The sequence below is a fragment of the Ningiella ruwaisensis genome, assembly GCF_004798935.1.
Lineage (GTDB): Bacteria > Pseudomonadota > Gammaproteobacteria > Enterobacterales > Alteromonadaceae > Glaciecola > Glaciecola ruwaisensis.
The window spans coordinates 282,423-301,510 of sequence record NZ_RAHT01000004.1; the positions used below are offsets into that span (position 1 = coordinate 282,423).

Here is a 19,088-nt window from a genome sequence, read left to right on the forward strand (position 1 = left end):
CAGAGGACGTATTTCTTGCGCATTTGGCAGGTAATCAAAAGTGTTTTGGCAAGTTTTTTTGGCGTGCAAACCCATAAAAACTATGAACACGATTTTACTCAATCAAGCAGTATTTTACCTTTCATTGTTGTCGGCGTATTTATGTTGGTGCTCTTAATTGCTTCAATCATGTTAGTCGTTAAACTCTTGGTATAAACGCTTTCGTGCCTTTCTTACGACTCTATTTCGTCTCTTGATTGGTCTCATATTTCATTGGTTGCGCTGTTTGCGATTTCTCAGAATCATTTAAATAATCAGCCAGAAACGCTTTTAATTGTTCGTGTCCTATGGGCTTGGAAATCAAATACCCCTGAATGTAATCGCAGCCTAATTTTCTAAGATGTTCAAAGTGCTCTTCTGTTTCAGCCCCTTCTGCCACAATTGGAACAGAGAGACCATGAAGCATTTGCGTCAGCGAACCCACTATCCGCTGCTGTCGTTTATCTTTATCAATGTTGTTTAGTAGTGACCTGTCGAGTTTAACCGTGTCGTATGAAAACGCCGTCAGGTAGGAAAGAGAGGAATATCCGGCACCAAAGTCATCAATCGCAATCTTGAACCCATGACTGGTGGCCATCTCAATCCAGTCTTTGGCTTGATCAAAACTCGTAATCAATGATGTTTCAGTAATTTCCAGCTCAATACGGTTTGGATTGATACCATGTTTAGTCGTTAACGATAACATGGTAGATATTGCCATATCGTTGACTAATTGAGATGGACTTAAGTTTATTGAAACCACCACATCACTTAATCCAACACTATCGAGAAAGTGAATTTCTTTTAGCACATTATCCACTATCCAGTCGAACAGCGTATTCATGTTTTCGCTTTCTTCAAGCACGTCTATGAAAATAGGAGGCGGTATATGGCCCAGATCAGGATGATTCCAACGGCACAGTGCTTCAAATTTGGTTATAGCGCGATCATGAGCACTTACTACGGGCTGAAAAACAACCGATAGTTGATCAGCCGCAAGCGAGCTAACGAAATCATTTTTAATAGTAAAACGACGCTGTGCGTTTTTACGCATTTGCTCATTAAAAAATGAATAGCAGTTTTTACCATCTTCTTTCGCTTGATACATTGCGATATCTGCATAGCGTAAGAGTCTGTCCGGCTCAATATTTTTAGCCTTTTGATAGGCAATACCGATACTTGCTGTAATGGTAATGCTGTTATCGTAAATGTGAAAAGGAGCTGAAAATAGCTCAACGACGGCTTCAGCCATAGAGGTGAGCGCTTCGTCAGACCGATAATTTGTGTAGCAAATTACAAACTCATCACCACCAATTCGATAAACACGGATAAATTTATTCACTACTCCCTTTAGCCGGTAGCCAATTTTTTTCAGCATGATATCGCCGGCTTCATGGCCAAGATTATCGTTTACAGGCTTAAAACCATCTAGGTCGAGAAAAAATATAGCGACATTTTCAATTGAATCATCCTGATTCATATTTGCCAAGTCTTCAACCAAGACGTTGCGTGTGAATAAACCTGTAATACTATCAATAGTTGCTTGACGTACCAGACGCTTTTGCGAGTTACTCAACTCTTGTTCATAAGTTTCGAGTACATCAATAGCATGTCGAAACTCATCCTCAAGGTCGTCCAGTTCATCTGCGAGTGCTCGCTTTCTTGGTTTACCTAAACGATAACGGGCGATGTTATATTCTTTTGCGCCAATTAATTTAATTGCTCGCTTGAGCTGATTGATTTTTGAGATGGGAATAATCGAAAACAGGATGAGAAATAGCAGTATGCCAAAGGTCAATGTGACAAAAATAACAATAACCTGCTGCTTTTGTGCGCGCTGCTGAGCCAGGCTAGTTGACACATTGCGCGCAAACATCAGCGTCAAATCCGCGCCAATTCCGTTAAATTTTTCGAACCAAACAAAGTAATCAATGCCCGACACGTTTATTAGCAAACCCTTGCTTTCAAGCGTTTCAATGTCTTGAAGGCTTAACTCCTTTTCGTGCAGGGCGCGATTTTCAGCCCAGCCAGTCATAAAATCTGCAATGTAGCGCTTGAGCGTCAGATTATCCTGCGCAGGTCGCTCAAATGGCGACAGAATACCTATATCGGTGCCCAGGACTTCGTTTAAAAAGTTAAATGAGGGGTTCAAATCGCTTAAAAGAGAAAGCGTCCAACGCTCACCTTGATATTCAAGAGGGACAGAAGCGGCCAAATCGCAGGTCAGATGGCAAAGAATATCTGATTCAGGTAATCCGGTACTTCGTGCTTTCGCTTCCATGTCGCGCATTTGCTCATGAGGATAGCTACCATAACTGTAGCTGGATTCACCATTTGAAAATGCCATAGACGATAGTGCAAAATTTAGTTGTATCCGGGGCCAGACCGACTCAAAAAAGCGATTGACCTCTTCAATGGATTTACTCGACAGATCACTGAGCATGATCACTTCTTCTGCCGATAAGGTTTGTTCTTTTTTCTGATTTTCGAACATCTGAAACGCCGCTCGAAGGTGCGACGCTTTTAGAGATTCAATATTTTCATCCAAGTTCTTTTTTTGCTGAATGGAGACAAAGGTATACGAAGCTGCAAGTGACAAAATTGCCACTACCACAACCAGTATTAACATTTTAGACAGCAAGCCGTGCAAAATATTCATGGGCTTATACGTAGTCTTCCATTTGAGCAGCAGTTCAATGCCGCGGCCGAACTCGGGCCAGTTAGTGTATCTTAAGTGAAGGCGAATGCCACGCCTTCATGCGCGCTATGTTGATTAAAGTATCGGCAATTAACGCGAACTAATGAGAGGAAGCGGTATAAATTGGGTTTGGCTGAAGAAAATTTATACAGTGAATGAAGCGTGCTCTGACAAAACTGGGTGTTTGATAAAAAAAACTGTATGTTTTGGGTCTATTGTGATCAAATACGCTAGGGGCTGTAGGTACACTTTTCACAAAGTGATGTGATTTTGTGTACTTGTTGAAATCGAAGTGCAACCGCAATTTACATAATAAGAGCACGTAATGGAAGATAAACTGCCGTTAAACAAAGCCGACTCTCGGAAACTTGGTTATATTGGCGCAGTGCCGATGCAAAACGGGCAACACGATAGTGCATTTACCCGTGACTCTGACGCGTGGTTTACTCCGAAAAAATATATCAATTTAGTAAAACGCGTCATTGGGGATATCGAACTTGACCCGTTTTCGAGTGCACAGGCTAACGAGGTGGTAGGTGCCTTGCGGTTTTTTGATGAATCTAGCGATGCTTTCAAGCAAAAGTGGTTTGAAACACCAGGCACAGTTTTTATGAACCCGCCTTACAGCAGGCAGTTAATTAATGCATCAATTGCTTGTTTTATTCAACATTTGAAAGCAGGGGAGATCAGTGAGGCGATAGTTTTAGTTAATAACGCCACTGAAACGAAGTGGTTTCAGCATCTCTTGGATGAGTCTGCAGCGCTTTGCCTGGTCAGTAAGCGTATTGCGTTTGAAAACAGAGACGGTAAACATGTTTCTGGCAATACGCGAGGGCAGGCCTTTTTATATTTCGGTTCGAATGTGCGTGCCTTCAAGCGCGTATTCAAAACCGAAGGAGCGGTGTTAAAGCATCTTTGCTAGTTTTAGCGCTACTTGGCGCTGTCGTTTATCCAAAGTTTTGATGAACTGCACAATGCAGGGCATCTTATCGCGTTTGTATCTCACTTTGTATTTGCGAAATGCGTTTAGCAAAAGGGCCATCCGCCTGAATATTTTCGGGTAGGGATGCAATGGCGGCTGAGGCCTCATCCACGCTTGAAAAAGTACGATTGTATAACACCACGAACCACGGGCCTCCGTATCTGATGGTCTCATAAACCCACACGTCATCTTGCAGATTGTTGCTGACAATATAATTATCGAGCACCTGACGGTTTTGTATACCAGATAGCTGCAAGGCAATGCCAGATGCGTCCTGATTCAACAAAATAGGCTCATCAAACTGATATGCCTGATCCATTGTTTGCTCAGAATCACTTTGATACGGCTCCTGAATTGCCTCGGATGAAGCAGTGTCGGCGGTTTCTGATTGTAGCTCTCGCGAAAATTGTTCATTCAATTGTGCAACTGAAACGATATCCTCAACCTGAAAATCATCCTCGACGATACTGGGATTATTCGATTGCGATCCGCTTTCAACTGCCGAATTTGGTGTCAGTTCTGTCGTAGGGTTTTCCTCTTTTTCTGACTGCCAGTTGCTGACTAATAACTCTTCAGTGACGGATAAAGGAAGGCTGTCGGGCGAGACAATTTCAAGCGGAGTTTGCAAGCTCGAATCAGATAGAGTGTTAATGCTACTCTCTTGTTCTGTCTGTTCAAGTAGTTCGCTTGTTTCCTCAGCTTGCGGAAGTGTTGTAACAGCGTCCTCTTTCTGTATTTGTGCCTCGGTCGAAGGAGGCGTGTCCAGTTTCCCCGTTCTCAAAAACTGTGTCACGTGTTCAGGGTATTGCCAGGTAATCAGAGCAATGAAAATAACCGCAAAAGAGAACAACACGGCGGCGATAAACCATTTTTTGCGGATAATCGATTGACGAGTCTCATTCCCAAAAAACGCGCGCTTTTGCGCCATTAGGTTTTCTAGTGCGGAAACATCAAATCCAACCGCATCAAGGGATTGAGACGACAATAAAACCGGTTTATTGGTTTGGTGGGAGGGAAGCAGATTCTCGGCTTTTTGGGTCCAGGCTTGTTGAGCAAACAAGATAACGTTGATATGTATATTATCATTTTGCTGTTTCGCATTGGTCACCCAATCCCATAGCTCCAGCACAAAACTGTCTTCAAGGTACTGCGCCTGAGTGATGCAGACCAGATACGTGCCGGCTTGTTCTGGCAAGTCTTGCAACAGCTCTCTTAATGGCCGCACGAAACTGCCAACCTGATGATCAGCCAACTGCCTGCAAATCAGCCTTCGATAATCGGCTGAATGCTGCTGTGCGCTGGCAGTAAAAAAGGATACTTCGTTGCTTTCAGGCTGATTCGCCAAAAAGTCGCTCAAACTTCGCTGCTGCAACGCAGGTGAGTCACAGCCTACGAATATAAGCTGTGATGAATAATGCACTAAGTGTTGTAGACGTTCTTGTAGCTGCGACACCAAAATTTCCTAAGCATTGTTCCCAATAGACGATTGTTAGTAGACGCGTATGCTTGTCTTTAGTTTAACAATTGTTCGAGTTCTGCTTCGGTGACATCATTTACAAGCTCGGCCTTACCTATACGTTTGGGCAGTATAAAACGCATCTGATTGTTTAGCACTTTTTTGTCTCTGCGCATGTGTTTAATGTAATCAGCGGCTTTCATCGATGCCGGTCCTGATGTAGGTAGGTCAAAGGCCTGCAACAGGTCGCTGATTTCTGACACCTGTGCCAAAGATATGTCACCCCGCATATTTGCCAACTGCAAAGCAAGTACCATACCAGCAGAAACCGCTTCACCATGTAGCCATGTGCCGTAGCCTTGTTCAGCTTCAATTGCGTGTCCGAAAGTATGGCCTAAATTCAACAAGGCGCGTAGTCCACTTTCCCGCTCATCCTGAGCAACGATTTCAGCTTTTATTTCGCAGCAGCGAGCAATCATTTTGCTAAGTGCGTCATCTTGTTTGGAAAGAATGGCCTGCGTGTTGTTGTTTAACCATGCTAAAAATTCAGCATCGTAGATAATACCGTATTTGATGACTTCGGCCATTCCTGCGCTGAACTCTCGCTTGTCCAGAGTGCGCAGTGTCGTGGTATCAATATACACGGCTTTAGGTTGGTAAAAGGCGCCAATCATGTTTTTCCCAAGGGGATGATTGACAGCAGTTTTCCCTCCTACAGAAGAGTCAACCTGAGAGAGTAGGGTGGTTGGTATTTGAACAAAGTCTATCCCACGCTGATAGCAAGCGGCTACAAAGCCCGTCAGATCACCAATGACGCCACCACCAAGGGCAATTAAACAAGCATCGCGCGAAGCGGGCAATGACAACAGTTCAGAAAGAACACGTTCAAATGTAGCGAGCGTCTTTTCTTGCTCGCCGTCTTTGACAATGATGCTATTTACGCGCTTGCCTGACGCGAGGAGTTTTTGTTCGACTTCTGACAGGTACAATGGCGCAACGACGGTATTGCTTACAATGATGACGTGTGAAGCCTTGATTTCCGATAATAAAAAGCCGGCATCATTTAATATGCCGGCTTGAATATATAGGGGATAGCTTCTCTCGCCTAGTTCAACAGTTAATGTAGGCATGGGTTCCCTTCCTGAGTAGTTTAAATCACGTCGTGTATCACAAACCAATTTTATTGATGATTTGATTCGCAACCGCGCGAGCACTTTGTTCGTCAGTTTCGACGATGTAGTCAGCCACCTCTTCATAAAGTGGATTCCGCTCTTCTGCCAGGCTGCGTAAAACCGTTTCCGGATCGTCATTTTGTAATAAAGGACGACGCTTGTCTCGTTGCGTTCGTGCGACTTGCTTATCGATGGTTGTTTGAAGATAAACAACAATGCCGCGGGCGGAAAGGCGATTACGAATAGCCTTGGATACTACAGAGCCGCCACCTGTTGCCAGCACGATGCCCTGTTTATCTGTTAAATCGTGAATCACATTCTCTTCACGCTTTCTAAAACCCTCTTCTCCCTCTAAATCGAAAATCCATGCAATGTCGGCGCCGGTTCGACGCTCAATTTCTTGGTCAGAGTCGTAAAATTCTAAGTGAAGTTCATCTGCGAGATGTCTACCGATTGTGCTTTTTCCGGCACCCATAGGTCCGACTAGGAATACGTTACGTTTTTCAGCCATATTTTGCTAATTCACATCTTTATTTATTGAGTTAGAGTTGGCTAGTTTAGCGCAGCACTCAGTCATTGAGCGAAGCCAACTGTGACCATAACAAGTGGCCTTGCTATGAACGAAAAATCTCCTCGGGAAAAATCGAGAGGGCGGATTATCTCAATGATTGCATGACTATTGCAAGCCTATAAATGAAAATGCCGATGAAATACAAACAAATCATCGGCATTTATTCTTTAAATCACTGAAAAATATCTAAAATTAAAAGCCTTCGGTAATAATTTTTGGTGTAACAAAAATTAACAGTTCACGCTTTTCTTCAATTTTTTGTGACGTTTTGAAGATATTTCCAACAATAGGCAAATCACCAAACAAAGGAACTTTTGAAACATCATCAGTGCTTGTCTGCTGGAATATGCCACCTAATACTATGGTTTCACCATTTTCTACCAAAACCTGTGTGCTGATTTCCTGAGTATCAATAGCAACTGCCGGTCCTGTGGAGGTTGATACCGTCTCGCCGCGAGTATCCTGAGTGACCACCAAATTCAATATGATACGGTTATCTGGCGTAATTTGGGGCGTTACTCGCAGGCTCAATACTGCTTTTTTAAACTCGACCGCTGTGGCTCCAGAAGAGGCCGCTTGCACGAACGGAATTTCGGTACCTTGTTCGATATAAGCTTCTTGTTGATTTGCTACTGTAATGCGCGGACTAGCAATAATCTCACCTTTGTTTTCAGATTCCAGCGCGCTTAATTCCAAATCCAGGATATTTCCATCTACCAAACTGGCAATCTGAAAGCCAATTCGTCCAGCAGGGTTTGCAACCGGTAAATTGACGTTTAAACGGTCAGTGATGTCCGGAACAATGCCCGCACCCGCAACGTCTGCACCTACGATCCCGCCCGACACGCTACTATCGCTGCCTACGCCTGTGAATCCCCAACGCACGCCCAGTTGCTCGTCGGCATTTTCACGTACCGTGACCATGCGCGATTCAATCAAGACTTGTTTTACAGGGATATCTAAGGTTTCAACAACTTGTCTGGCTTCATCGATGGACTCCTGGGTATCGCGAATTAGCAAGGTGTTGGTTCGCTCATCTACACTCACTGTGCCACGCTCTGACAAAATACCGCCATCTTGCGATTTAAGAATTTCGGCCAGGCCTGCTGCAGTTGCATAATTGACCCGGATGTTGGCTGATCTTAATTCAGCAAGGCTTTGCACCTGTTGCTTAGACTGTAATTCTTGCGTCTCGCGAGCAGTAAGCTCTTCACGCGGCGCTATTAACAGTATGTTGCCTTCTAGCCGCTTATCGAGCCCACGGATTTTGAGGATCATGTCAAGGGCCTGGTCCCAGGGAACCGCAGTGAGACTTATGGTGACATTGCCATCAACCGTATCAGTCGTTACCAGGTTAAAGCCATTTACCTGAGCGATTATTTGTAATACCTGACGCACCGGTACATCCTGGAAATCCAAAGATATTGGCGCGCCTGTGTAGGTTTTACCTTCTGCTTCAGCGATTTCATCTTTGGTGATTTTAGTCACTTCAAATACATAACCGGTATCCGTTACCTGCTTTTCAACCTTAACTTGCCCTTCATAGCGAATATCCACTTTGGAAATCAAATCTTTTTGGAAGGTTTCGATACTAGATACCATTGAGCCAAACTGACTTACGTCAATCTCAACGTACTGATCGTCATGTAATTGACTCTCGTCAAAACTCAAAGAGATATTTCCAAGTGCTTCAACCATGGCTACATCAGGCACACCGTTCTCAAAGTCGATGATGATCTGAGCAGTATCGCCTTTTCTGTCGAACTCGATGTTATTCAGAATAACAGCTTCTGCAAGGTTTTTGTCACCAGCAGGGTCTATCAGTGCGACGGGGTCCTCTTGCGCAACTACGCCAAAGGTTACAACGCCAATGACAATCGCTACGAATACGTACCAAATAGGCTTACGTCGATTGAGTCGTTTATTAAAAATGAATTGCTCAGCCATTATGTATTATCCCCTGTCGTTGACGACATGCTTAACGTGGCGGTTTTTTCCTGCCAACAACCTGCTCCATCTGGGAGCATTTCACGAATTTTTATTTCATTTTCAGTAATTTGCATAACTTTACCGTGGAAGAGACCGAGGTAGCTGCCCACTGAAACGCGATGCAAACTGCCATCATTTGCCTTAATTAATGCAAAACGCTTGCCGTTTATTGAAAGTACACCTGACATTTGCAGGGCATCCAGGCCAAATCGTTCCAGCTTTTGTTTTGAACGCTGTCGATTAGGCTGTATACAATTTGGCGTCGTAGCTACTTCAACAGGGGCGGCATCGGTTGCTGCGCGTTGAAACGGACTACGAATATTTGCTGCTGAATACGCGACACTTTCAAATTCTTTAAACTCAGGATAAGGCTCAATGCTTACCTGGGTATTCGCTTTGACCTTTTCGGTGTAAGCGACCAAATCATCAATACTTGCGCCGCATCCACTTAAGATTAGGGTGCTAGCAAGTCCAAACATTAAACGCTTCATTGCATGCCCTCCGTTTGCTGCGAGCGGTAAGTTTTTGCCTGCATACGAAGCGATAGCTCATTGCCCGAACGGGTAATTTCAAAATCGTGTAGCGTGACAATTCGCGGTAAGTTGGCAACATTAGATGTAAATTGACCAAACTCGTGGTAAGCCCCCACTACTTCTATTTCGATAGGAAGTTCGGTATAAAACTCTTTTGGTATTTCCTGTTGCCAGTTTAATAGCTTAAAAGATAAACCCGCATCCGTTCCCACAAAGGTAACATCATCAAGTAATCCAGGCGTTTCATTCGATGTAGGTAGTGACTTCAGCATCGATGAAAAGTCTTTCTCAATTCGTGCTAGCTGTTCTTTGTACGCTTCAAGATTGACAGCAATACGGTATTTACTTTCAAATTCTTGACGTAAATCAGTTTCCTGTTTCTGGGCGGCTTCCATTTGAGGCAATTTGCCGCTGATGATTGCGTAATAACAAATGGCACCCACAACAATGCTGCATACCAGTGCTACCAGAATTTTTATTTCTTTCGGCCAAATCGCAACTTGCTCAAAATCGAGATCGTTGACTTCTTTGAGTTTGCTAAAATCAAAATTCATGACTATTTACCTCTCTCGGAAGACTTCTCCGTGGGCGCAAACTTGGCACTTAAGGAAAGGGTTAATTCAAAATCGCTGATTGCGTTAGATGTGCTTGCATCAGCAACGATGGACGAGAGTACCGGATTCACAAATACATCTGACTCTTCCAAGGCTCGCATAAATGCCGAAAGGCGATTATTTGATTCACTGATACCAATCAACTTTAATTGATTGCCGTTTCGCGTGAGCGAGTTAAAAGACACACCAGCGGGAACCGTACGCACTAATTCTTCAAAGACGATAGGCGTTACGTTTCGGCTTACCTGCAACTGCTCAATCAAGGCCATGCGCACAACGATTTCTTCTTTTGCTTCTTTAATGCGCTTGATTTCTTCGATTTGCATATCCAACACGGTGATTTCTTTGCGTAGATAATCATTTCGTGCATTCTGGTTGCGGATTTGCTGCTCAATAATTTCACCGGCAAGCCAGAATAATCCAAACACAAGCACAGCAATCAGTCCAAGTGAAATGAGGTATTGTTGCTTTTGTTGCTGCCGTAGCGATTCACGCCATGGCAATAGGTTTATTTTTGCCATGCTTGTTGACTCCTTGTTGCTAAGCCAGTCGCGATGGTTAGTTGAGGCGCGACGCCTAGAAGCTTTTCTTGATTCACTTTGCTATCAAATGTCATTTGTTCAAAGGGATTAAACACACTTACATCCATACCCATGTCTTTGCTCAACGATTCAGCAATATTGGGAAGATTGGCTCCACCACCGCTTAAGTGAAAGGCTGCTGGCATTTGCTTGTGAGTGGTAGCTACATACATTTGCAAGGCTCGTTGTATTTGTTGCTGCACACTCGAAACAAAAGAGGGTAAAGTGTCGCTAAACCAGCTATCTGGTGCTGTGTTGCTGGCTAGTTGAGATTCAACATCCTGGGTTTCCAGATTATTCAGCATCGCCAAATCGTTGATGAAACTATTAACTCCAAAGCCATGTTCCTTGCTGTAAATCACTCGTCCCTGCTCAGTCACGCAAACCTGCATCATGGATGCACCAAGGTTAATGCAGACCCCTGCTTCGTTTTTTCTGTTTAGACCAAATGCAAGAAAGGTATCTGCTAGCACATTGGACTCGATATCGACAATCACCGGTTCAAAAGGCGCTTCTCTTACTAAGGTAATTCGACCATCAATCAAATCTCTATGTGCAGCACTTAACAAGACCTCGACTTTACCCACATGTGTTTTAGAGGGGGCGATTTCCTGGAAATCAAGATACACCTCATCTAAGGGATAAGGAATGAGGCTATCGGCTTCAAGTTCGATTTGTGTTTCAAGCTCAAAGTCGCTTTGGTCAGGTTCCATGTAAACAACTTTGCTGATTACCGAAGAGCCTGCTACCGCAATAGCGCACTCCTTGCCTTGCGATTTCATAGCGATTTGCACTTTTTTCAGCGCTTTACTGATGGCATCGAAATCTTTAATTTCACGCTCAGCGAAGGCTGTGCCGGTGATGGGCTCGCATGCAAACGCTAGTACTTTGCATTGTTTGCCAGACATGTCTAGACTGATCGCTTTAACGAACTTTGTACCAATGTCTAAACCAATAATTGTCTTAGCCTTTTTTTGAAAAAGCGATTTCATTCAATGGCGGCCTGTAGTTAGTTGAAGTATCATACGCGGGTATAATACTGGGATTTAAAAACGTCTATGTAGTTGTTAACGACACATACGTATAAAATTTGAGTAAATTTTTGAATTTTTTTGAGTAGCTAACTTACTGTGAAGTATATAAAAGTCTTGTTCATCCTCGTTTTACTGGGTTTATGCTTAGGTGTCGTATCTGTCCTGGGTATGTATTTTTATTTAAAAGACGACTTGCCCAGTGTTGAAGTGCTCAAAGATGTTGAGCTGCAGACTCCTATGCGAATTTTCACGCAAGATGGAAAACTGATCTCACAGTACGGGGTTAAACGCCGCATCCCGGTAAAGCTTGAAGAAGTGCCAGAAGCATTAAAGCATGCTGTAATTGCCACCGAAGATAGTCGCTTTTATGAGCATATGGGAGTAGACCCAATCGGCGTGATGAGAGCCGTTGTTAGCTTGGCGGTGACGGGTGAAAAACGACAGGGCGCAAGTACCTTAACGATGCAGCTAGCGCGCGGATTCTTTCTCAATCGAAGAAAGGAGTTTTCGCGAAAGATAAAAGAAGTGTTTATTGCTTACCATATGGAGCAAGAACTCAGTAAAGATGAAATATTAGAGCTCTATCTCAATAAAATTGAACTTGGGCATCGTTCGTTTGGCTTTGGTGCAGCCGCACAAGTCTATTATGGTAAATCGCTTAATGAGCTGAATTTAGCGCAGCTTGCGACGCTGGCAGGTTTGCCGCAAGCGCCTTCGGCACTTAATCCAATATCCAATCCAGTGCGCTCCAAAGAGCGAAGACGCATTGTACTGCTGCGCATGCTTGATGAGGGCTATATCACCCAAGCAGAGTTTGATGAAGCCGCTAACGCCCCGGTAAGCGCAAAAAAACATGGTGCTGAAATAGAAGTGGACGCGCCATATCTGGCCGACATGGTCTATAACGAAATGGTCGCGCTCTATGGAAAAGAGATAGCAGAAACCAGCGGATTTAATGTTTATGCGACGGCGCATTCGGATATACAGGAGGCAGCGCAACGCGCTGTAGTCCAAAATCTTCATGATTACGATGAACGACACGGCTTTCGCGGGCCCATTGCTGTGCTTTGGAAGCCATTGACCGAAGAAAGTCTAAAAGAGTACGGCGTATCCGAACCACTTAGTCCCGAAGAAGCTCAGCAAATTCAAGAGCAACATGGGAACTTTTCTCCTTTGACTGAAGCGGAACTAATCAATGCTTTGGCCGAGTTTAAAGCGATTGGTGCCTTAGTACCGGCCGTTGTTTTAAACCTGGAAGAGCAAAGTGCGACCGTACTCAAGCAAGACGGTGAGACGATTCTACTGGATTGGCAAGGCCTGGACTGGGCGCGCGAATATATAAGCGATAGCGCACAAGGCAATGAACCAGAGCGTGCTGCTGATATCCTCCATGAAGGCATGGTGGTATATGTGCGCAAGCGTTTTGATGATGGACAGTGGCAATTGTCACAAATGCCTGATGCGTCTGGCGCATTTGTCGCATTAAATCCATTTGATGGGGCAGTAGAAGCAGTTGTGGGTGGTTACGACTTCTACGATAGCCAGTTCAATCGTGCCACGCAGGCTAAACGGCAGGTGGGTTCAAATATCAAACCTTTTATCTATTCTGCAGCACTCGATAACGGATATACGCTTGCTTCAATTATCAATGACGCACCCATTAATCAGTGGGATGCATCTTCAGGAGTTGCATGGCGACCACAAAACTCCCCGGCCGTATACGATGGTCCAATTCGCATGCGCAAAGCGTTGGGTAAATCTAAAAACGTGGTTTCGGTGCGCTTGTTGCGCGGCGTTGGCTTAGATAAAACACGTGATTACATTACCCGATTCGGCTTTTTACGGGAGGAGGTGCCGCGCGATGAGACGATGTCTTTGGGCTCGGGTTCGCACACTCCCCTTGAGGTTGCAAGCGCGATGGCAATTTTTGCCAACGGTGGCTTTGCTGTTCGACCGTATTTTATTCAGCGTATTGAAAACGGAAGTGGTGACTTGGTTTGGGAAGCAGAGCCGTTGCTGGCATGCGATCCATGTGACCATCTTAATGTTGATGATACGCGCACTGCACAAGCATCCCTTGATTCTTCCATGGCAGAAAATAACACTCATAATAGTGAACCGCTCTCTCTGGCCGAGTTAGAAGCGCAGTTAGCAGAAGAATTTAGTGCGCAAGGTGCGGGCAATGCTCTAGGCGCCGCTAAAAGCGACCTGAAAAGCGACGAAAACAACAAGACCAAGATTTCTAAGTCTCGTTCAGCGCCTCGAGTGCTCAGTGAACAAACTGCATTTTTAGTCAGAGAAATGCTAAGCACCGCAGTACGAGCGAACGGGAGCTGGAATACAAAAACGTTTTGGGTAGGGACAGGCTGGCGTGCACGCAATTTACTAGACCAGAGAAGCGATATTGGCGGTAAAACCGGAACGACAAATGATGCACGAGACACCTGGTTTACAGGCTTTGCGCCAGGACTGGTTGCTTCTGCCTGGGTGGGCTTTGACGACCCAGCCCGTGAATTGGGACGCGCTACCCGCAACCAAAACTTAATCAATCGAAACCCTGAGCGTTTTAATTGGATTGGAAATGCCCTGATTGGTGCCGAAGATGGCGCAAAGGCGGCACAACCTGCCTGGATACGTTTTATGCAATCGGTGCTGGAAGATGTACCGGAAGAAACTAAAATGATACCTGAAGGCATAGTACGGGTGCGGATTGACAGGGAAACCGGAAAATTAACCACGCGTACTGATTCTTCCTCAATGTTTGAGTATTTTGTTCAAGGCACAGAACCCAATACTTTTGTACAAGATTCGGACTTATCTTTACCCGTAGAGGAAGAACGGGAGACGGAGGAAGATCCGCTTTTCGATGATATTTTTTAATCTAGACACACAACAATGTAGGTGACAATAAACTATGTCGACAAGCGACAATAACGATTTTTTATATATTCCTTACGCAGGGCCAGCGCTATTAGAAACACCTTTACTTAACAAAGGAAGCGCTTTTACCGAACGCGAGCGAAAATCATTTAATCTGCTAGGTTTATTGCCACCTCGCTATGAGTCTATTGAAGAGCAAGTGGATAGGGCTTACAAACAATACAGCAGCTTTTCCGAGCCCTTGAATAAGCACATTTATTTGAGAGCAATTCAAGACAATAACGAAACCCTGTTTTATCGGTTAGTTCAAGAGCATATCGATGAAATGATGCCGATTATCTACACTCCGACGGTAGGTGAAGCGTGTGAGCAGTTTTCAGACATTTATCGCTCTTCAAGAGGGCTGTTTATAAGTTATGAAGAGCGCCACATGTTGCAAGACATTTTGCGAAATGCCACCAAGCGAAAAGTGAAAGTCATTGTTGTGACAGATGGTGAGCGTATACTTGGCTTAGGCGATCAGGGAATTGGCGGTATGGGCATTCCTATCGGAAAACTTTCGCTGTACACCGCCTGCGGAGGTATAAGCCCTGCGTATACCTTACCGGTTATGCTCGACGTTGGCACAAACAATCAAAAACTTTTAGACGACCCAATGTATATGGGAGCGCGCCATCCGCGTATCTCTCAAGATCAGTACGATGAGTTTTTGGATATATTTATTAACGAAGTGCAGCGTCGCTGGCCAGAGGCCATGATTCAGTTTGAAGATTTTGCGCAGCCCAATGCCATGCCTTTGCTAAATCGCTATCGCGAAAAAGTCTGCTGCTTTAACGATGATATCCAAGGCACAGCGGCAGTGGCTTTAGGTACAATTTTAGCGGCTTGCAAAGCGCGCGGCACACGATTATCGGATAAGCGAGTCGTATTTGTGGGGGCAGGCTCAGCGGGCTGTGGGATCGCTGAAATGCTGGTACAGCAAATGCAGTTTGAAGGGTTGAGTGAGGCGCAGGCTCGGGCACAAGTGTTTATGGTAGACCGCTTCGGCTTGTTAACTGAGGGCATGGAAGGACTTCGGGATTTTCAGCAAGCCCTGCAACAGCCAAAAGCAGCCATTGCCAGCTGGCAATATAGTGGCGAATACGCATCACTTTTAGACGTAGTGAATTGTGCAAAACCCGACTTGCTTATCGGTGTTTCCGGGCAACCGGGACTATTTACCGAGCAAGTCATAAGAGCGATGCAGCATCACTGCTCTCACCCTATCATATTTCCATTAAGTAACCCTTCAAGACAGGTTGAGGCACGTCCCGAGCAGGTCATTGAGTGGACTGATGGCAATGTTGTAATCGCTACAGGCAGCCCGTTTGCGCCGGTACAATATAAAGGCAAAACTTATCCCATTGCACAATGCAACAACAGCTATATATTCCCGGGCATTGGTTTAGGGGTGATTGCAGCAAAAGCCCGTCTGATTAGTGATGAAATGATCATGGCGGCAAGTAATGCTCTGGCAGATGCTTCTCCGATGGCAAATGGTGTGTCTGACGAGTTACTGCCGCCTCTCACTCAAATCACGGCATTAAGCAAGGCCATTGCATTTGAGGTAGCGAAAACAGCAATGGAGCAGGATTTAGCGCTTACTGTCCCTGACGACATGCTCAAAGAGCGCATTGAAAAACACTTTTGGCGCGCGGAGTATCGACCCTATAAACGCGTGAGCCTGTGATTTGCGTTTATATTGCTAAGGGCGGTTAATCCAGCTCGAGCATGTAAACTTTTGAGTTTCGCGTAAAGTTGTACATTTGCTGTTTACTTGGAGGTAAGGTGTCGATGCTTTTTTCCTCAAAGCCTTGCTCCAGAAACCAGTGACCAGTCACAGTGGTTAACACAAAGATGCGTTTGAGTTGATTAAGTGCCGCCTTTGCTTTCATCGCCTCAAGCAAGCGCTCTCCACGATTTTGGCCCCGGTAATCGCGGTGTGTTGCTACACAAGCTATCTCACCGCTTGCATCTTCTGGATACATATACAAGGCCGCACAGGCGATGATCATGCCGTCTCGCTCTATGACCGTAAACTGGCTGATTTCATTTTCCAGAAGCTCCCGTGAGCGTTTGACCAAGGCGCCACTTTCTTCAAGTGGTCTTATAAGCTTCAGAATACCGCCAACATCATCTATCACCGCGCCGCGAAGCTGTTCATAGTGGTTTTGAAGTACAAGTGTGCCTCCACCGTCTCGTGTGAATAACTCTTTGAGAATGGCGCCGTTCTCTTTAAAACTGACGCAATGCGCGCGTTCAACACCCGATTCAACGGCTGCCATCATGGCCGTTAAACAGGTGATTTCGCCAACAATCTTATTCTCTTTAACCAAGCCTTCAAGCGTTTGTAATTCAATGGTGCGAATAAATTTTTCACTTTCATGTTCGTCCACTTTATAAAGACCGTCGTACTCTGAAAGCGTAATAAGTTTATCCGCTTTCATTGCAATTGCGGCTTGAGTGGCAACATCTTCGTGAGAAAGATTAAACACTTCGCCTGTGGGTGAGTAACCCATTGGAGACAAAAGCACAATTGAGCCGTCATCAAGCTGGTCTTTAATCCCCTCAACGTCTATGCGGCGCACCAAACCGGTGTGCTCAAAGTCAATTCCATTTTTAACCCCAATGGGTTTGGCTATCACCAAGTTACCGGAACATACGCGAATGCGTGCACCATGCATAGGAGAATTAGGTAAGCCAAGAGTAAGAAGCGCTTCTATTTGGCTTCGCAATGATCCGGCGGCATCTTTAACGCATTCCAGAGTTGGTTTATTGGTAATGCGAAGCGCGTCGACAAACTGCCCGTGGACATCACGAAAAGACAGTCGCTCATCGATTTGTGGACGAGCGCCATGCACGATAATAATGCGCATTCCTAAACTATGAATGAGGGCTATATCCTGTATTAAGCGAGGAAAGTTTGGATCAAGCACCGCCTCGCCACCAAACATGACCACAAAGGTTTTACCTCTGTGAGCATTAATATAGGGTGCTGAGTTTCTGAATAAACGAATACTGTCTTCGTGTGAAAGTGTCATTTATGGCTATCCCGTGTGTGCCGACAAGTGTTGTTTCATTTAAGTTGCAGAGCTGAAACTGGACTTTAATTTATCCAGATTCTCAAGTTCGAGATAAAGCGCCTTGGTAACAACATCGTATCCTGTGCCACCTAGCTGATTGCGCTTATTGATAACAGCATCCAGTTCAAGCCATGCGTAAACATCATCTTCAATCGATGGATGAATTTCCTGAAGTTGAGTGAGCGATAATTCCTCTAAAGCGCAAGCTTCATTGATCGCTTCAAGAACAGCCTGACCGGAAAGGTCGTGAGCAGTGCGAAAGGGAATGCCTTTATTGACCAGATAATCGGCAAGTTCAGTGGCATTTGCATATCCTTGCTGAGCAGCTTGACGCGTGCGCTCTTGATTCAGGTTCAAGCCCTCCAATACTTCAACACCAATACACAAGCAAATATGGTATTGGTTGACTGCGTCAAAGGCACCTTCTTTGTCCTCTTGCATGTCTTTGTTATATGCCAAGGGAAGGCCCTTCATTGTAACTAACAAAGCTTGTAAATGACCAAAAACACGACCGCATTTACCGCGCATCAGCTCTAGTGCATCCGGATTTTTCTTTTGTGGCATTAAAGACGAGCCGGATGTGACGGCATCGCTAAGTTGCAAAAAGCCTGCTTCTCCTGAATTATAAAAAATAAGATCCTCAGCCATTCTGGATAAATGCATCATGCCTGTGCTTGCACAAAAAAGGAGTTCAAGTACAAAGTCTCTGTCTGATACAGCATCAAGACTATTCAGACAAGGGCTATCAAACCCTAAATCCTGCGCGATGCTTTCTCTGTCCACCTCAAACGTGGTGCCTGCAAGCGCACCACAACCAAGTGGAGACTGATTCAGGCGCTTTATGCAGTCATCAATGCGAGAGATATCCCGTTTTAACATCTCGGTGTATGCTAAACACCAATGTGCAAAAAGCACAGGCTGCGCGCGTTGTAAATGTGTATAGCCGGGAATGATTGCTTTATCGTGTCGATTTGCGCATTTTAGAAGCGCATCAAGCAGATTAATAATGTCCTGTTTAAGCAAATTAAGGTGCCGCTTGCACCAAAGACGAAAATCTGTGGCAACCTGATCATTTCGACTTCGTCCTGTATGGAGTTTACGTCCTAAATCGCCTAGCGCTTGAGTCAGGTAGGCTTCAACAAAGCTGTGTATATCTTCTTCACCTGAGTCACTAAAATCGACATTATCGGCCTCAATACTACGCTGCAATGTTTCAAGGCATTGCTGAAGTGTCTGCTGCTCATCCTCGCTTAGCACGCCAGCGCGAAGCAAGCCTTTGGACCATGCAATCGACCCAGTTACATCTTCGCTTGCCATAACATAATCAAAGGGTAAAGAGTCGTTGACTTGTTTGAACATTTGGCTTGCGCTACCGCTGAATCGTCCACCCCATAAGGCCATATTTTGCTCCTAGTTATTAATCAAGTGACGTAAGGTT

The 19,088-nt window shown here is 44.9% G+C and carries 15 protein-coding genes; 4 read left to right on the forward strand and 11 right to left on the reverse strand.

Translation table 11 applies throughout. From position 1 onward, the window contains the following. Window positions 1-15: 15 nt before the first annotated feature. Entirely contained in the window at window positions 16-195 is a 180-nt protein-coding gene (locus D6V41_RS10300) for a DUF2970 domain-containing protein (protein ID WP_136251420.1), read from the forward strand. 25 nt (window positions 196-220) lie between these two features. On the opposite strand, the gene D6V41_RS10305 is transcribed toward D6V41_RS10300, so the two are convergent. Further along, complete coding sequence (locus D6V41_RS10305; RefSeq protein ID WP_136251421.1) at window positions 221-2,677, reverse strand: putative bifunctional diguanylate cyclase/phosphodiesterase; 2,457 nt, start codon at window positions 2,675-2,677, stop codon at window positions 221-223. Between the two features lie 364 nt (window positions 2,678-3,041). On the opposite strand from D6V41_RS10305, the gene D6V41_RS10310 reads away from it, so the two are divergent. Continuing rightward, complete coding sequence (locus D6V41_RS10310; RefSeq protein ID WP_136251422.1) at window positions 3,042-3,638, forward strand: DNA N-6-adenine-methyltransferase; 597 nt, start codon at window positions 3,042-3,044, stop codon at window positions 3,636-3,638. A gap of 64 nt (window positions 3,639-3,702) precedes the next feature. Here D6V41_RS10310 and D6V41_RS10315 read toward each other — a convergent pair whose 3' ends face one another. The 8 genes from D6V41_RS10315 to pilM all read right to left on the reverse strand — a co-directional run bounded on the left by D6V41_RS10315 (window position 3,703) and on the right by pilM (window position 11,606). Beyond that, the gene (locus D6V41_RS10315) at window positions 3,703-5,151 is read right to left on the reverse strand and encodes an SPOR domain-containing protein (protein ID WP_136251423.1); all 1,449 of its coding nucleotides are present in this window, start codon (window positions 5,149-5,151) and stop codon (window positions 3,703-3,705) included. 59 nt (window positions 5,152-5,210) lie between these two features. Further along, a complete protein-coding gene (gene aroB, locus D6V41_RS10320) occupies window positions 5,211-6,284 on the reverse strand; it encodes a 3-dehydroquinate synthase (RefSeq protein ID WP_136251424.1) in 1,074 nt (357 codons plus the stop codon). Between the two features lie 37 nt (window positions 6,285-6,321). Next, window positions 6,322-6,837: a shikimate kinase AroK gene (gene aroK / locus D6V41_RS10325; protein WP_136251425.1), complete on the reverse strand. Its 516-nt coding sequence runs from the start codon at window positions 6,835-6,837 to the stop codon at window positions 6,322-6,324. 252 nt (window positions 6,838-7,089) lie between these two features. After that, window positions 7,090-8,844, reverse strand: a complete 1,755-nt coding sequence (locus D6V41_RS10330) for a type IV pilus secretin PilQ (RefSeq protein WP_136251426.1) — start codon at window positions 8,842-8,844, stop codon at window positions 7,090-7,092. Beyond that, a complete protein-coding gene (locus D6V41_RS10335; RefSeq protein ID WP_136251427.1) occupies window positions 8,844-9,377 on the reverse strand; it encodes a pilus assembly protein PilP in 534 nt (177 codons plus the stop codon). The genes D6V41_RS10330 and D6V41_RS10335 overlap by 1 nt, the downstream gene beginning before the upstream one ends. Continuing rightward, the gene (locus D6V41_RS10340; RefSeq protein ID WP_136251428.1) at window positions 9,374-9,973 is read right to left on the reverse strand and encodes a type IV pilus inner membrane component PilO; all 600 of its coding nucleotides are present in this window, start codon (window positions 9,971-9,973) and stop codon (window positions 9,374-9,376) included. The genes D6V41_RS10335 and D6V41_RS10340 overlap by 4 nt, the downstream gene beginning before the upstream one ends. A 2-nt stretch (window positions 9,974-9,975) precedes the next feature. Continuing rightward, window positions 9,976-10,554, reverse strand: coding sequence for a PilN domain-containing protein (locus tag D6V41_RS10345; protein WP_136251429.1), 579 nt, complete (start codon window positions 10,552-10,554; stop codon window positions 9,976-9,978). Beyond that, window positions 10,542-11,606: a type IV pilus biogenesis protein PilM gene (gene pilM, locus D6V41_RS10350; RefSeq protein WP_136251430.1), complete on the reverse strand. Its 1,065-nt coding sequence runs from the start codon at window positions 11,604-11,606 to the stop codon at window positions 10,542-10,544. Before pilM ends, D6V41_RS10345 begins: the two co-directional genes overlap by 13 nt. Window positions 11,607-11,744: 138 nt before the next feature. Here pilM and D6V41_RS10355 point away from each other — a divergent pair, with 138 nt between their 5' ends. Further along, entirely contained in the window at window positions 11,745-14,528 is a 2,784-nt protein-coding gene (locus D6V41_RS10355; RefSeq protein WP_136251431.1) for a penicillin-binding protein 1A, read from the forward strand. Window positions 14,529-14,562: 34 nt separating this feature from the next. Next, the gene (locus tag D6V41_RS10360; RefSeq protein WP_136251432.1) at window positions 14,563-16,257 is read left to right on the forward strand and encodes an NAD-dependent malic enzyme; all 1,695 of its coding nucleotides are present in this window, start codon (window positions 14,563-14,565) and stop codon (window positions 16,255-16,257) included. 25 nt (window positions 16,258-16,282) lie between these two features. On the opposite strand, the gene argA is transcribed toward D6V41_RS10360, so the two are convergent. Then, window positions 16,283-17,608: an amino-acid N-acetyltransferase gene (gene argA, locus D6V41_RS10365; protein WP_136251433.1), complete on the reverse strand. Its 1,326-nt coding sequence runs from the start codon at window positions 17,606-17,608 to the stop codon at window positions 16,283-16,285. A gap of 39 nt (window positions 17,609-17,647) precedes the next feature. Then, on the reverse strand, window positions 17,648-19,051 hold the full coding sequence (argH, locus tag D6V41_RS10370; RefSeq protein WP_136251434.1) for an argininosuccinate lyase: 1,404 nt from the start codon (window positions 19,049-19,051) through the stop codon (window positions 17,648-17,650). Window positions 19,052-19,088 lie beyond the last annotated feature (37 nt).